This window comes from Mycobacterium marinum, from assembly GCF_003391395.1.
Classification (GTDB): domain Bacteria; phylum Actinomycetota; class Actinomycetes; order Mycobacteriales; family Mycobacteriaceae; genus Mycobacterium; species Mycobacterium marinum.
This window is the reverse complement of the sequence record NZ_CP024190.1, coordinates 3,183,074-3,195,780: the sequence shown is the minus strand read 5'-3', so window position 1 is coordinate 3,195,780 and position 12,707 is coordinate 3,183,074. Positions and strand designations below refer to the sequence as shown.

Here is a 12,707-nt window from a genome sequence, read left to right as displayed (position 1 = left end):
TTGTCACAGGCTCCAGGCCATGCGGAACTTGTTGGCCAGCTGTTCGGGGTTCAGGTCGGTGTAGCGTTCCTGCATCAGTTTGCGGACCGCAACGACAGCGTCGATTGAGGCATCCCCGAGCACGCGCCGCATCGTCTCCGAATTGTCCAGCGCGGTAATAACCTCGCGCGGATCGTCGGGCAGCCGCAAGATGCCGGCGCGGTCGCGATCGGCATCGGAGAGTTTTGCTGGATCAACCACCGTCTCTTGCGGCAGGCTCACTTTCCGCTGGATGCCGTCGAGGGCCAGTCCAAGAATCGCGGCCGATGCGAGGTACGGGTTGGCAGAGGGATCAACGATTTTCACTTCAACGTTGCCGCCATAGGCGGCGCCGGGGACGTGTTTGACGAATCGAACTGCCGCCTCCCGGTTTTCGGTGCCCCAACAGGCATAGGCGCCAGCCCAGTTACCGGGGCGCATGCGCAAGCCGGAGACGATCGATCCGCACAGAATCCCCTGGGCCTCCCGCAGGCCGCGCAGTACACCGGCGACCGCGCCTTCGCCCGCCGTCGTCATCCCGGCCGCGCCGGCGCCCTCTGAGAACATCGGGCCCTCGGCGGTGCTTAGCGAAAAGTGCTGATGCGCGCCGCAACCAACATTGTCGGCAAAGGGTGTTGGGGACAGGCTGACGCGTAGTCCGTGCCGACGGGCGGCGCGGCCGATGATGATCCGTGCCAACACCAGCTGGTCGGCGGCGGTAACCGGGGAATGCGGTGTTAGGGAGATTTCGAATTGGTTGGCGTAGTACTCCGGGTGAAACTGCTCGATCCCGACACCGGCGGCAGTTGCCGAAGCGTTGACGTCCCGCACGAAATGCTCATACTCGAGCACCCCGGCAAGACCATACTGCGCCCACATTGTCGACGGCCGCTGAGTACCGTCCGGGTTGACCACGAGGAATTCGATTTCGTGGCCCACCATCGCCTCGATGCCCGCTTCCTCGAGCGCGGCCTCGATCCGCGCGAGCGTGCCGCGGGTGCACGCGGCAACGGGGGCGCCATCTTGCTCGAAGAAAGCGGCAGGCGCCCACGCTAATCCGTCTCCTATTGCCCGTAGGGCGGACAGGTCGATACGCAGGCGCTGGTCGCCGATGACGCCCACTTCATCACTGAACGCGATACCGCTTTGGTCCACGGCGAAGCCGTGCCACGTCGGACTGGCACCGAGGCCGGGATAGGCGAATGTGTTGGTCCGGCGCACCGGCACGGTCTTGGCCAGCGCGAGGCCGGCGGGGTTGATCACGGTGCCGATGACCGTGTCGACGCCCTCGGCCTCCAGCTGAGCGATCGCCGCGGCGGCAAGCGGTGTTGCTGTCATGGCAGTCATTGTGCAGCGCCTTGCCGCCCGGACCGCGTGGACGCGCGGCTAGGCGCGGCTGGGGAGGGTGAGCATGCACGCCTGGCCGATGTCCAAGGTGCGTAGGACCCGCCCCATGCCCACCCACAGCGCACACGACAAGGCCAGGTCGGCAAGCAGTTCTTCGGAGAAATGTTCGGTGGCGCGGCTCCAGAAGTCTTCGTCATCGCGCAATACCGTGTGCTCGGTGGCAAACCGGTAAGCGAATTCGGCTGCCAGCCGCTCCTGTTCGCTGTAGCCGGGCCAGGTACGCCATTCGGCGACATGATCATAGAGTTCCTCGTCGACTCCGGCCGCCGGGCCGTCGGCATCGCGGGTATTGGCGCATACGACGCATTCGTTGTTGTCGGCAATCACAGCACGCGCGAGTTCCCGAGTTCGCAGTGGCAATCGGTTGCTGGTGTACACGGCGCGGCTGAAGGCAGCAAGCGCACCACCGAGCTCGGGTGATTTCTGAATCCAGCCGGCGACGTCATCGTCGGCGAATGTTCCGATGCGGCTCATGGCGCGATGCTACGCCCGCGCTGGCCGGTTTGGTCAGTGCGTTCCGGGCTCAGGGTCCCGTCTTTAGAGATGGCCGTCGATGGCGCAGCCGTTGCCTAAACGCGCTGATCCAGAACTCGACAAGCCCCACGTACGCCGGTGGCCTCCCCGTTCAGACGTATTACCCACCGGGATGCCATCGGCGGTGCGCGCAGTATCCCGGCGCGGCAGCGCCCGACTGCGGCTGCGACGAAATCGCCTCGGCCAAAGGGCTTTCGCATTCACGTCGGGCGGTGGCCGGGCGCACCGGTACGGGGCGATGAACAGGCGCATCGCCGCGACCCGGTTCCGGCAGACGAGGCGGTCAAGCTGGCCGAGAGGTCAGCCAGCCGCACGGGCATGTCATCGGATGGATGTTCGACTAGCCCCGCGCTGCGCCTGGGGACGGACCCACGGCCGGGATCAACTCGGCGGGCGCGAGACGCACTGTGCGGAGTACAGCTCCTCGCCGAGCTTGTTCATCAGCTCCAGCTGGGTCTCCAGGTAGTCGATGTGCTTTTCCTCGTCGGCCACAATGCTCTCGAAAAGCACCGCGCTGGTGCTGTCCTGCTTTTCGCGGCACATGATGATTCCGGGCTTGAGCCGGTTCACCACTTCGTATTCAATCGCGAGATCGGCCTCGAACTGCTCGCGCAGCGTTTGGCCGACTCGCAAGGAGCCGATGCGCTGGTAGTTGGGCAATCCGTCCAGCAACAAGATTCGATCGGTGATCGCCTCGGCGTGGCGCATCTCGTCGAAGGACTCGTCGCGGGTATGGGCCGCCAACTCGGTAAACCCCCAGTTCTCCTGCATCTTCGAGTGCAAGAAGTACTGGTTGATAGCGGTGAGCTCGCTGGTCAATTGCTCATTGAGCAGGCGCAAAACATCGGGATCACCTTGCATGATCACTCCTAGGGGGTAGCAGGCTGTCATGTCTTACCGCGGCAGGTGAGCTGGGCTGGAGCGTCACCATGCTGTGTTCTGGCTGTGCCTTTCGGGTGCCAAACTCAAATCTAGTTCAGCAGGCGAGGCTAGCAGCGGATTTTTTGGACGCGGTCGGCGCGTCGTCCGCCTTGAGCTTCAGAACTCTTAGGTTAGACTCCACTAACCTAGTTAGGTTAGACTCCACTAATATGCGGTGCGTTCGTCCGGCAGCTTGTGCAGACACGTCATTCGGTGGCGTGAGCGAGCATCTGATGGGGGTTTGCTGATGTACGTGTGCCTTTGCGTCGGCGCCACCAATCAGACCGTCTGTGATGCCGTCGCCCGCGGTGCGGCAACCTCCAAGGAGATCGCCGCCGCATGCGGTGCCGGCAGTGACTGCGGGCGTTGCCGCCGCACGCTGCGGGCCATTATCGCGGCCGCAGCCCAACCCGCGGCAGTCTGAGCGTGCCCCGATAGTGGGTTTTTCGTCGGTTTACGGTCGCCGGCGATCGGTGAAATCGGCAAGGGCAGCGGCGTTGGCTTGAGCGCCCATCAGCTCCGCGAAGTGCGCGTTCTCTCGTGCGCTGGCCGCCGCGATCTGGGCACGGGTGGGTTCGACCATCGTGTGCTTGACCGCCATCAAGCTGGAAATCGGCTTGGCAGCAAGTATTTCGGCATGACGACGCGCCTCTGGTAGCAGTTCCTCAGGACTGCAGATTCGCCAGACCAGGCCCATCCGCAGTGCCTCTTCGGCGTCAATCCATTCCGAGGACATCAGCAACCAAGCCGCGTTCTGGCGGCCCACCAGTTGCGGCAGAAGATAAGACGAGGCCGCTTCGGGAGCCACGCCGAGGCTGGTGAAGGGGCACTTCAGGCGCGCTGTCGAGGACATGAAAGCCAGATCGGCATAGCCCAGAATGGTGGCGCCGATCCCGACGCCAAGCCCGTTGACGGCGCAAATCAGGGGCTTTGGGAACCCGGCGAGTGCTTCGATGAGACCGCGGAAGCCAAATTTCCCCTCGGAGAAATTTGGATCGGTGATGCGAGCCTGCATTTCGGCAAGATCGGTGCCAGCGCTGAAGCCGCGACCCGAGCCGGTCAGCAAGACCACGGCAACCTGCGGATCGTCGGCCGCGTCCAAGAGGGCCTGGGCGGTCGCGTCGTAGAGGGCTTCGTTAAATGCGTTGAGCGCCTCGGGACGGTTCAGCGTGAGCGTGCGTACGCGGTTGTCATCATCGATCTGCAGCGTCACGGCTGCAGCCTAGCCGTTGCCGTAAATGCGGGTCGGCTCGATGAGCACCACGGTTCGTCGTTCCTCGGCCATCACCCGGTCGTATTCGTCCCAGTTGTCGTGGGTGCCACCGGCCGAAATGAAGACATCGCGAAGCAGCAGTCGCAGCTGTTCGCGGTCGGCCAGCCATGGCTGGGAGTCGTCCGGACCGGCCAGCTCCGCGCCGCCCTCCACCGTCGCCCACCGCCATCCGTTGCGAAATGTGACGGCCAATTGAGGTCGAGCCCGCAGGTTGGCGAGTTTGACCTTGCCGTAGGTGGCAAAGCCCAGGGCCGGTCTGCCGTGGTCGGGGTGCATCAGCAGGCCGACATTGACCAACGAAGCCTGAACGGTGCCGTCAGCGCGAACGGTGGAGACAACGGCGAGGCCGCGATCCGCGGTCGCCAGGCCGACTGCGTCGTTGAGTGTTGTCATTGACGCTCCTCACATGCAAACGGTGTCTTGAACACATAGCGGCTGGTGGGAACGGTGTCGATATTCTCGTTGGCGCCGAATGCGGCTGTGCTGGCCACCATCCTGCCGAGCCGGTGCTGCAGGTCGCCGTCATCGCTGGCGCCGAAGAATGCCTTCAGATCGGTGATTGCCGCCATCGGGAACAGTTCCTCGACGATGGCCGCGACCTCTGGTGCCCCTGGGGTGAGGGTCCGTACCACCCAGTTCTGCGTGTAGCCAAAGGTCGACTGGGTCTCAATCGCCACCGGCGTGTGGTCATGCTGCCAGCGGGCCAGCCAGGTTGGTTCATCTAGCGCGGCGGGCCGACGCAGCAACGCGATGTTGGCTAATCCAGGTGTGCGACTGCCGGGTTGGACTCTCGGCGCGACCAGTGGCACCGACTCGGTCACCAGGTAGGCACCCAGCGATTGGCATTCGGCACCGAGCAATCGCAGCGCTTCGGCTACCTGGTCGCCGTAGCACTGCTGGGTCCACACGCTCACTACCGCGGCGACCGGTGGGTCCAGTGTGGTCAGAGTCATCAGCGACTCGCATACCGCGCCGTCGCGGACATTGACCGACAGTCCGGGCAGGCCCAGCGCCAACAACGACTCGGCAACGGGACCGCGTTGGCGAGCGCACCACTGCTCGCTGGGGTCCGTGTGCATGAGGACGGCGATTATCTTCTCCATAGGTCCTCCATAGGCCGAACCTACCCCCGCAGGCTCAGTTGACCAGGCGCACCTGCTGTTCGTTGCCGATCGATTCGCCCATGATTGCCGCAAGCTGCCGATAGGCCTCGTCGCGACCGCTGGACGCGCGGTAGACCAGACCGATGCGTCGCCCCGGAGTGGGCGCGGCAAAGTGCGCGAGGCCGACGCGGCTACGCGCAGCCTCGACGGACACCGCGCTCTGTGGGATCAGTGTTACGCCCAGGCCGCCGTTTACGCATTGGACGGCGGTCGCCAGCGAAGCTGCCCGGGTATCGGCAAGCTCAGCCCGGACGCCGGCGTTCTGGCAGACATCCAGAGCCTGGTCGCGCAGGCAGTGCCCCTCATCGAGCAACAGCAGCGGCAACTCGGACAGTGCCGCGACAGGGACTCCGTGCCGGTCCGCCATCGGATGCCCAGGCGGTAGCGCGAGCACGAAATCCTCTTCATAGATCGGCATTTCCGTGAGACCGCGATAGTCGGCGGGCAGCGCGATCAGGGCCGTATCGAGTGAACCTTCGCGCAGGGCGGTCAGCAGACGCTCGGTCTGGTCTTCAATCACTCGTACAGTCAGGGTGGGCAGACGCCGGGTCAGCCCGGCTAGCACCGTGGGCAGCACATACGGAGCAACGGTGGGGATGATGCCGAACCGGATGCTGCCGTTGAGCGGATCCGCCTCTCCCGCAGCGGCTGTGGTGAAGGCTTCCACGGCTTCCACCGCGGCCTGGGCGTGAGGTAGCAGCGATCTGCCCTCGGTCGTCAAGAAAACCCGCCTGGTCGATCGTTCGACGAGGTGAAGGTTGAGTCCGGCCTCCAGTGCCGCCAACGCCTGCGACAACGTCGACTGACTGACGCCGAGAGCATTTGCCGCGCTACCGAAATGCTGTTTTTCCGCTACCGCGACGAACGCGCGCAACCCGGCCAAGGTGGGCTGATAGCTCTTATCGGTCATACCGATCAATATAGTGGCAAGCATCACCTTTACCTAACAGTCTTCTGCAGGCAACATGGTGTGGGCTCCAAAAGCCATGTGCGGAATACCGAAAAGCGAAAAATCGAAAATGAGGAGAGTTATGTCCCTGCTGACCATCGGCCAACAGTTTCCCGCCTACAGCCTGACTGCGTTGATCGGTGGCGATCTGTCCAAGGTCGACGCCAAGCAGCCCGGTGACTACTTCAAGACCGTGACCAGTGACGACCACGCGGGCAAGTGGCGGGTCGTGTTCTTCTGGCCCAAGGACTTCACCTTCGTGTGCCCGACCGAGATTGCCGCCTTCGGCAAGCTCAACGACGAGTTCGAGGACCGCGACGCGCAGGTCCTGGGTGTCTCGATCGACAGCGAGTTCGTGCACTTCCAGTGGCGTGCGCAGCACGACGACCTCAAGAACCTGCCCTTCCCGATGCTTGCCGACATCAAGCGGGAGCTGGTGGCGGCGACCGGTGTGCTCAACGCCGATGGTGTCGCGGACCGGGTGACCTTCATCGTCGACCCCAACAACGAGATTCAGTTCGTCTCGGCCACCGCTGGATCTGTCGGCCGCAACGTCGACGAGGTGCTCCGTGTGCTCGACGCCCTGCAGTCCGACGAGCTGTGTGCCTGCAACTGGCGCAAGGGTGACCCGACGCTGGACGCCGGCGAGCTGCTGAAGGCTTCGGCGTAGTCGGGGCTTGGTCAGAGACTGAGGACCGGACGGAGAAGACATGAGTATCGAAAACCTCAAGGCAGCGTTGCCTGAGTACGCCAAAGATCTCAAGCTGAACCTGGGCTCGATCAGCCGCACTACGGTGCTGGACGAAGAACAGCTCTGGGGCACGCTTTTGGCGAGCGCCGCAGCGACTCGCAATGCGCAGGTGCTGGCCGAGATCGGTGCGGAGGCGGCTGACAATCTGTCTGCGCAGGCGTACCAGGCGGCGCTGGGAGCCGTGTCGATCATGGGCATGAACAACGTGTTCTATCGGGGGCGCGGCTTCCTCGAGGGCCAGTACGACGATCTGCGTGCCGGATTGCGGATGAACATCATCGCCAACCCGGGCGTGGACAAGGCGAATTTCGAGCTCTGGTCCTTTGCCGTGTCGTCGGTCAATGGGTGCTCCCATTGCGTCGTGGCCCACGAGCACACGCTGCGTGAGGCGGGTGTGGGCCGCGAGGCGGTGTTGGAGGCGCTGAAGGCGGCGGCTATCGTCTGCGGTGTGGCACAAGCGCTCACCGCTGCACAGACGCTGGCGGCCGTCGGCTGATCGTTGCGCCGTGAGTAAGCCCACCTGGGTGCAGCACGCGATCTGGTGGCAGGTCTATCCCCTGGGCTTCGTCGGTGCTTTTCCCGCCCATCAGCCACCTGTTCCGGGAGAGCACCGACTACGGCGCCTCGTTGGCTGGTTTGATCACGCCGTCGAGTTGGGCGCATCCGGGGTTGCCCTGGGGCCGATTTTCGACTCGCGTACCCATGGTTACGACACCACCGACCATTTCCGCATCGATCCTCGCCTCGGCGACGAGGGTGATTTCGACCACCTCGTCGCCGAGGCGCATCGGCGTGGACTGCGGGTGCTGCTCGACGGCGTTTTCAACCACGTCGGTGTGGATTTCCAACGCTATCGCCACGCCGCTGACGACCCGCCCTCCGCAGGCTGGTTTCGTGGCCGAGCAGGCAATTTCCGTACCTTCGAGGGACATTCGGAGCTCATCACACTCAACCATGCCAACCCGGAGGTGGCCGACTACGTCGTCGATGTCATGGCGCACTGGCTGCAACGCGGTGCCGATGGCTGGCGCCTGGATGCGGCCTACGCGGTGCCGCAACAGTTCTGGGCGAAGGTCCTGCCCCGAGTGCGGGACCGATATCCGCAGGCCTGGTTTGTCGGCGAGATAATTCACGGAGACTATGCCGCCGCGGTGCAGGGCGCCGGTTTCGACTCGGTGACTCAGTACGAACTTTGGAAGGCGATCTGGAGCGGTCTCAACGACGGCAACTTCTTCGAGCTGGACTGGGCGCTACAGCGGCACAACGAGTTTGTCGCCAGCTTTGCCCCGCTGACCTTCATCGGCAATCACGACGTCACCCGGATCGCCAGCCGCCTCGAACGTCCCGAGCACCTAGCCCATGCGCTGGTGATTCTGATGACTGTCGGTGGAATTCCGAGCATCTACGCCGGTGACGAATTCGGCTGGCGTGCCGTCAAGGAAGAGCGCTACGGCGGTGACGACGCGATACGCCCGGAATTCGGCTCTCCCCCAATACAATTGACTCACGACCAGGCGTCGGTCTGGGCGTTGCACCAGTACCTGGTCGGGCTACGCCGCCGCTATCCATGGCTACACACGGCCTCCACCAGCGCACTACGATTGCGCAACCGCCAGTACGTCTACCAGACCCGCAGCGCCGACAACGCACTAGTGGTCATACTCAACGCAGACGATGAGCCGCTTCGGATGAGTCTGCCGGAACTTGGCATCCCTCGCGCTGAGGTGCTTGCCGGATCTGCCGCGCCGCCCCAGGAGGTCACCGACGAGGTGCTCGTCGAGGGGCACGGCTGGCGGATCCTGCAACCCGCCTAGCGATTCAGCTGCGCCAGCGTCAGCGGGTCGAGCCGGCGGGCGTAGCAGCGAGAGCCTCGACGAATCGCTTCAGGTCAAAGGGATGTCTTGTCGAGTCCATCCGACCACGTTGATACACTGGTTAGATGACGCGAATGAGCACGGATGAGCGCAGGCGCTGATGGCTGTTGATCGCAGGCTTCCGAGGGTGGGTGACCTGGCACCCCTGATGCAGTTCAAGAGGCCCCAGTTCAACCGCACCAAGCGCCGTCTGGAAGCCGCCCTAACCATCGAGGACCTGCGCCGTGTCGCGAAACGGCGTACCCCCAGAGCGGCGTTCGACTACACCGACGGTGCAGCCGAGGACGAACTGTCGATCGAGCGTGCCCGGCAGGCTTTCCGCGATATCGAATTTCACCCGACGATCCTGCGCGATGTCACGAGTGTGCGTACCGGCTGGGACGTCTTTGGCAAGCCGGTCGCGTTGCCCTTCGGTATCGCGCCGACCGGGTTCACTCGATTGATGCACACCGAGGGCGAGATCGCCGGTGCGAGGGCGGCCGCCGAGGCCGGGATCCCGTTTTCCATGTCGACTCTGGCCACCTGCGCAATAGAGGATCTGCAGGCGGCTGTTCCCCAGGGTCGCAAATGGTTTCAGCTGTACATGTGGCGGGACCGGGACCGTTCGATGGCGTTGGTCAAACGCGCAGCGGACGCGGGATTCGACACCATGCTGGTCACCGTGGACGTTCCGGTTGCGGGTGCGCGGCTACGCGATGTCCGCAACGGCATGTCGATACCGCCGGCCTTGACGCTACGAACGGTGCTTGACGCACTGCCGCACCCACATTGGTGGTTCGACCTGCTGACCACCGAGCCGCTGGCCTTCGCATCGCTGGATCGCTGGTCGGGCACCGTCGGCGAGTATCTGAACACCATGTTCGATCCCAGCGTCACCTTCGACGACCTGGAGTGGATGAAGGCCCAATGGCCAGGCAAGCTGGTCGTCAAGGGGATCCAGACCCTCGACGATGCCCGCGCGGTGGTGGAACGCGGGGCCGACGGCATCGTGTTGTCCAATCATGGCGGTCGCCAACTCGATCGTGCGCCGGTGCCGTTCCACCTGTTGCCCCTGGTTGCCCGCGAGCTGGGCAAGGACACCGAGATCGTGGTGGACACCGGCATCATGTCCGGTGCCGATATCGTCGCCGCGATCGCGCTCGGTGCGCGGTGCACGCTGATTGGGCGGGCGTACCTGTATGGGCTGATGGCTGGTGGCGAAGCGGGGGTCAAACGCGCGATCGAGATCCTGTCCGCCGGCGTCTCCCGGACCATGCGGCTGCTGGGGGTGACCTGCCTGGAAGAACTCTCGGCCAAGCATGTGACGCAGTTGCAGCGACTGGGGCCCATACCTCTGCCGACGTGAGGCTGTGCGCTCAAGTTCGGCGGAATCAGCCATCGGCGGGCACCGGGGAACAAAACGCCCGACAGCTGGGTTAAGCGCAATAGACCTAGCCATTGGAGGATTGATGCCCCAAGCCATATCAGTGCCGGTGCTGTTCGTCAGTGACACCATCGTGCTACCCGGAATGGTCGTGCCGATCACGCTCGACGATGCCGCACAAGCGGCGATCGACGCCGCGCGGGCCAGCGAGTCTGGGCAGTTGCTGATCGCTCCTCGGCTCGATGACCGATACCCCACCTACGGCGTCTTGGCAAAGATTCTGCAGGTTGGGCGGATCGCTGGCGGTGGCGCCGCCGCTGTCGTGCGAGGTGAGCGCAGGGCCCAGATCGGTGCTGGAGCCAGCGGGCCAGGCGCGGCGCTGTGGGTCGAGGTGACAGAAGTCCCGGAGCCGGAGGCGACCGAGGAAGCCAAGACGCTTGCCGCCGAGTACAAGAAGCTGTTAGTGGCCATGCTGCAACGACGCGAGGCCTGGCAGATCATCGACCACGTCAATAGCCTCACCGATCCGTCTGCGCTCGCGGACACCGCCGGGTACGCGTCGTATCTGGCGGATATGCAGAAGCGCCAGTTGCTCGAGACGGCCGACGTTTCCCAGCGTCTGCGGTTGCTGATCGATTGGACCGGCGACCATCTCGCCGAAGTCGAGGTCAACGACAAGATCGCCGACGATGTGCGGGCCGGCATGGAAAAGACGCAGAAGGAGTTCCTGCTGCGCCAACAGCTGGCTGCGATTCGTAAGGAACTGGGTGAGGGTGATCCCGACGGCGCCGGAGACCCAGACGACTACCGGGCCCGTATCGAGGCCGCTGAACTGCCCGACAAGGTGCGCGAAGCGGCGCTGCGTGAGGTTGGCAAGCTGGAACGGGCCAGCGACCAAAGCCCGGACAGCGGCTGGATTCGCACCTGGCTGGACACCGTGCTCGAGCTGCCGTGGAATATCACGACCGAGGACTCGGCCGACTTGAGCGCGGCCCGCGAGACCCTCGATGCCGATCACCACGGCCTCGACGATGTCAAAGACCGCATCATCGAGTATCTGGCGGTGCGTGCCCGACGCGCGCAGCGTGGACTGCAGGTCGTCGGCGGGCGTGGTTCGGGCGCGGTGATGGTGCTCGCCGGTCCTCCCGGGGTCGGCAAGACGTCCTTGGGCGAAAGCGTGGCCCGAGCCCTGGGGCGCCGCTTCGTGCGCGTCGCCCTGGGTGGTGTCCGCGACGAGGCCGAGATCCGCGGCCACCGGCGTACCTATGTGGGCGCGCTGCCAGGCCGGATCGTCCGTGCGATCAGCGAGGCGGGATCGATGAATCCCGTTGTGCTGCTGGATGAAATCGACAAGGTCGGTTCCGACTATCGGGGCGACCCAAGCGCTGCCCTGCTGGAGGTGCTTGACCCTGCCCAGAACCACACCTTCCGCGATCACTACCTGGATCTGGACTTGGACCTGTCCGATGTGGTGTTTCTGGCTACGGCCAACGTGATCGAGAACATTCCCTCGGCCCTGTTGGACCGGATGGAGCTGGTCGAGATCGACGGCTACACCGAGGACGACAAGGTTGCCATCGCCCGCGACTACCTGCTGCCCCGGCAGCGAGACCGGGCAGCGCTGAGCGACGACGAGGTCATGATCACCGAGGCCGCGTTGCGCAAGATCGCTGCCGACTACACCCGTGAACCGGGTGTGCGGCAGTTCGAAAGGCTGCTGGCCAAAGTGCTGCGCAAGGTGACCACAAAGTTGGCCGCAGATCCCGGACCCGCGACGATCGACGAGCCCGATCTGGTTGGCTACCTGGGCCGCCCGCGGTTTACCCCCGAGGCCGCTGAACGCACCGCGGTGCCGGGTGTGGCCACCGGACTGGCCGTGACGGGCCTGGGCGGTGACGTGCTCTACATCGAGGCCGGTGCCGCTGGACCGCCACGGCCGGGCGAAGGTTCGCTGCAACTGACCGGGCAGTTGGGTGATGTGATGAAGGAGTCGGCGCAGATCGCTCTGTCCTACGTGCGCTCTCACGCTGGGCAGTTCGGTGTGGACCCCACGACGCTGGATCGCAGCATCCACGTGCATGTGCCCGCAGGCGCGGTACCCAAAGACGGCCCGTCCGCCGGTGTCACCATGGTGACCGCGCTGGTCTCGATGGCCACCGGGCGTCAGGTCCGCGCCGATGTCGGCATGACCGGGGAAGTCACGCTCAACGGCCGAGTGCTGCCGATCGGCGGCGTCAAACAGAAGCTGCTCGCAGCGCAACGTGCCGGGCTATCAACGGTTTTCATTCCGGCTCGCAATGAACCCGACCTCGACGACGTTCCTGCCGAGGTGCTGGGCGCACTAGTGGTCAAACCGATGACCGATGTCGCCGAGATCGTTGCGCAAGCGCTGGAACCGGCGGCTGAGACCGCTGGGGTCGCCGCCTGACACCGTCGCCAATGCCACGCTGGGGT

Annotated in this window: 13 protein-coding genes; 6 read left to right on the top strand and 7 right to left on the bottom strand. The window is 64.4% G+C overall.

Annotation, left to right across the window (positions count from 1 at the left end; all coding sequences use genetic code 11):
• Window positions 1-3: 3 nt before the first annotated feature.
• From CCUG20998_RS13370 to bfr, 3 genes are all read right to left on the bottom strand, one after another.
• Window positions 4-1,356, bottom strand: a complete 1,353-nt coding sequence (locus CCUG20998_RS13370; RefSeq protein ID WP_036455667.1) for a type I glutamate--ammonia ligase — start codon at window positions 1,354-1,356, stop codon at window positions 4-6.
• A 48-nt stretch (window positions 1,357-1,404) separates the two neighbouring features.
• Window positions 1,405-1,899, bottom strand: a complete 495-nt coding sequence (locus tag CCUG20998_RS13365; protein ID WP_012394469.1) for a carboxymuconolactone decarboxylase family protein — start codon at window positions 1,897-1,899, stop codon at window positions 1,405-1,407.
• 441 nt (window positions 1,900-2,340) lie between these two features.
• Window positions 2,341-2,820, bottom strand: a complete 480-nt coding sequence (gene bfr, locus CCUG20998_RS13360) for a bacterioferritin (protein ID WP_012394468.1) — start codon at window positions 2,818-2,820, stop codon at window positions 2,341-2,343.
• A gap of 307 nt (window positions 2,821-3,127) precedes the next feature.
• Between bfr and CCUG20998_RS13350 the strand changes: the two genes are divergently transcribed.
• Window positions 3,128-3,304: a (2Fe-2S)-binding protein gene (locus CCUG20998_RS13350; protein WP_012394467.1), complete on the top strand. Its 177-nt coding sequence runs from the start codon at window positions 3,128-3,130 to the stop codon at window positions 3,302-3,304.
• Window positions 3,305-3,334: 30 nt separating this feature from the next.
• On the opposite strand, the gene CCUG20998_RS13345 is transcribed toward CCUG20998_RS13350, so the two are convergent.
• From CCUG20998_RS13345 to CCUG20998_RS13330, 4 genes are read right to left on the bottom strand one after another with little or no spacing between them, the layout of a single operon-like run.
• Entirely contained in the window at window positions 3,335-4,093 is a 759-nt protein-coding gene (locus tag CCUG20998_RS13345) for an enoyl-CoA hydratase/isomerase family protein (protein ID WP_020729005.1), read from the bottom strand.
• A gap of 9 nt (window positions 4,094-4,102) precedes the next feature.
• Complete coding sequence (locus CCUG20998_RS13340) at window positions 4,103-4,546, bottom strand: TIGR03618 family F420-dependent PPOX class oxidoreductase (RefSeq protein ID WP_011740861.1); 444 nt, start codon at window positions 4,544-4,546, stop codon at window positions 4,103-4,105.
• Window positions 4,543-5,256, bottom strand: a complete 714-nt coding sequence (locus CCUG20998_RS13335) for an EthD domain-containing protein (RefSeq protein WP_020729004.1) — start codon at window positions 5,254-5,256, stop codon at window positions 4,543-4,545. Before CCUG20998_RS13335 ends, CCUG20998_RS13340 begins: the two co-directional genes overlap by 4 nt.
• 34 nt (window positions 5,257-5,290) lie before the next feature.
• Window positions 5,291-6,226, bottom strand: a complete 936-nt coding sequence (locus tag CCUG20998_RS13330) for a hydrogen peroxide-inducible genes activator (protein ID WP_036455666.1) — start codon at window positions 6,224-6,226, stop codon at window positions 5,291-5,293.
• Between the two features lie 121 nt (window positions 6,227-6,347).
• Between CCUG20998_RS13330 and CCUG20998_RS13325 the strand changes: the two genes are divergently transcribed.
• The 5 genes from CCUG20998_RS13325 (at window position 6,348) to lon (ending at window position 12,681) form a co-directional block, all read left to right on the top strand.
• The gene (locus CCUG20998_RS13325) at window positions 6,348-6,935 is read left to right on the top strand and encodes a peroxiredoxin (RefSeq protein WP_012394463.1); all 588 of its coding nucleotides are present in this window, start codon (window positions 6,348-6,350) and stop codon (window positions 6,933-6,935) included.
• A 40-nt stretch (window positions 6,936-6,975) separates the two neighbouring features.
• A complete protein-coding gene (locus CCUG20998_RS13320) occupies window positions 6,976-7,512 on the top strand; it encodes an alkyl hydroperoxide reductase (protein ID WP_012394462.1) in 537 nt (178 codons plus the stop codon).
• A gap of 10 nt (window positions 7,513-7,522) precedes the next feature.
• On the top strand, window positions 7,523-8,830 hold the full coding sequence (locus tag CCUG20998_RS13315; protein ID WP_020729002.1) for an alpha-amylase family protein: 1,308 nt from the start codon (window positions 7,523-7,525) through the stop codon (window positions 8,828-8,830).
• 160 nt (window positions 8,831-8,990) lie between these two features.
• Window positions 8,991-10,235: an alpha-hydroxy acid oxidase gene (locus CCUG20998_RS13310; protein ID WP_012394460.1), complete on the top strand. Its 1,245-nt coding sequence runs from the start codon at window positions 8,991-8,993 to the stop codon at window positions 10,233-10,235.
• 103 nt (window positions 10,236-10,338) lie between these two features.
• Window positions 10,339-12,681 (top strand): endopeptidase La, encoded by a 2,343-nt coding sequence (lon, locus tag CCUG20998_RS13305; RefSeq protein WP_020729001.1) that lies wholly within the window; start codon window positions 10,339-10,341, stop codon window positions 12,679-12,681.
• Window positions 12,682-12,707: the final 26 nt, after the last annotated feature.

Coding starts and splice junctions, on each gene's coding strand:
- CCUG20998_RS13370 (WP_036455667.1), bottom strand. CDS start 1,356: ATGACAGCAACACCGCTTGCCGCCGCGGCGATCGCTCAGCTGGAGGCC.
- CCUG20998_RS13365 (WP_012394469.1), bottom strand. CDS start 1,899: ATGAGCCGCATCGGAACATTCGCCGACGATGACGTCGCCGGCTGGATT.
- bfr (WP_012394468.1), bottom strand. CDS start 2,820: ATGCAAGGTGATCCCGATGTTTTGCGCCTGCTCAATGAGCAATTGACC.
- CCUG20998_RS13350 (WP_012394467.1), top strand. CDS start 3,128: ATGTACGTGTGCCTTTGCGTCGGCGCCACCAATCAGACCGTCTGTGAT.
- CCUG20998_RS13340 (WP_011740861.1), bottom strand. CDS start 4,546: ATGACAACACTCAACGACGCAGTCGGCCTGGCGACCGCGGATCGCGGC.
- CCUG20998_RS13335 (WP_020729004.1), bottom strand. CDS start 5,256: ATGGAGAAGATAATCGCCGTCCTCATGCACACGGACCCCAGCGAGCAG.
- CCUG20998_RS13330 (WP_036455666.1), bottom strand. CDS start 6,226: ATGACCGATAAGAGCTATCAGCCCACCTTGGCCGGGTTGCGCGCGTTC.
- CCUG20998_RS13325 (WP_012394463.1), top strand. CDS start 6,348: ATGTCCCTGCTGACCATCGGCCAACAGTTTCCCGCCTACAGCCTGACT.
- CCUG20998_RS13320 (WP_012394462.1), top strand. CDS start 6,976: ATGAGTATCGAAAACCTCAAGGCAGCGTTGCCTGAGTACGCCAAAGAT.
- CCUG20998_RS13310 (WP_012394460.1), top strand. CDS start 8,991: ATGGCTGTTGATCGCAGGCTTCCGAGGGTGGGTGACCTGGCACCCCTG.
- lon (WP_020729001.1), top strand. CDS start 10,339: ATGCCCCAAGCCATATCAGTGCCGGTGCTGTTCGTCAGTGACACCATC.